Annotated in this window: 1 pseudogene; it reads left to right on the top strand. The window is 67.3% G+C overall.

Features of this window, described 5'->3' with window-relative positions:
* The first annotated feature begins 32 nt into the window (after positions 1-32).
* Positions 33-762 (top strand): annotated as a pseudogene (locus ABZT49_RS25460) (SDR family NAD(P)-dependent oxidoreductase).
* Positions 763-1,167 lie beyond the last annotated feature (405 nt).

Here is a 1,167-nt window from a genome sequence, read left to right as displayed (position 1 = left end):
CCCTGCGCCATCGCAGATGAAGGGATTCCGAAATGGCTCGCATGGTGGACAAGGTTGCTCTCGTGGTCGGCGGAGCGAAGGGGATCGGCCTCGCGGTCGCCGAGCGGCTGGCGGTCGAGGGCGCGTCGGTCGTGCTCACCGGGCGGCGCGCCGACGATGTCGAGGCCGCCGCCGCGAGGATCGGGCGTGGTGCAGGGGTCTAGTTGCGGACGCGGCCCTACAAGAGGACTTGCACCGCGTCGTGGAGACGGTGCGGGAGGCATATGGACGGATCGATGCGTTGGTCCTCAACGCGGGCATCTCGGAACCGGCAACCCTGCGCGACGGAACACCCGAGCATTTCGACCGGCACTTTGCGGTCAACGTCCGTGGTGCCGTCTTCGGGTTGCAGGCGGCGCTGAGCGCGATGGGGCGGGGTGGGTCGGTCGTGTTGATGGGGTCTATCGCTGATGTCATGGGCGTTTCGCCCTACGGAACCTACGCCGCGACGAAGGCGGCCCTACGCTCCTACGCGCGCACATGGACAGCGGACTGGCCCCGCAGGGTATCCGTGTGAACGTGGTGGCCCCCGGTCCAACCGACACCGCCATGATGGCGAGCGTACCTGAGGAGGGCCGGGCCGCACTAATCGCGCCGATCCCACTGGGCCGCATGGCGCGTCCCGAGGAGGTGGCGGCGGCCACGCTGTTCCTCCTAAGCGACGATGCGAGCTTCGTCGCAGGTGCCGAACTATGCGTCGATGGCGGGATGCGACAGGTATAGTTTCTGTGTAGCAGTTTCAGCGTGTCCGCTTCGGCCGGCTCGCCCGAAGCGGAGGACGTTGTGGCCGCCGGGACCTGCCATTCCATGCCAATAGCAGCTTTCGGAGGCTAAGCGGCTATTCCCGCAGCTCTGTTCGCAGGGCCGCTTATGGCGCATACCCGACCAGGTGGCATGCAAACATCCGCCTCGAATGCTGCACTTTCCCCTTCCCGACGAGCGACGCGGTCAGCCGATGATGGCCGACCTCGGCAGGACGACGGCGCCGAAAACGGCGGCGGCTCCTTCGGGAACCCGAGCATCCTGCGCCGCCCTCCATTGGCGATGTCTTTAGGCCTCGCCTGGGGGCGGGAGGAACTGCTGGAGGCGCTCTAGGACGCGGCGCCGGGCTGCGTCGTAGGCTACCTG

It is taken from the genome of Methylobacterium sp. EM32 (assembly GCF_040593685.1).
Lineage (GTDB): Bacteria > Pseudomonadota > Alphaproteobacteria > Rhizobiales > Beijerinckiaceae > Methylobacterium.
Note: the sequence above shows the minus strand (reverse complement) of the source record. Positions and strands in the feature narration are given on the sequence as shown.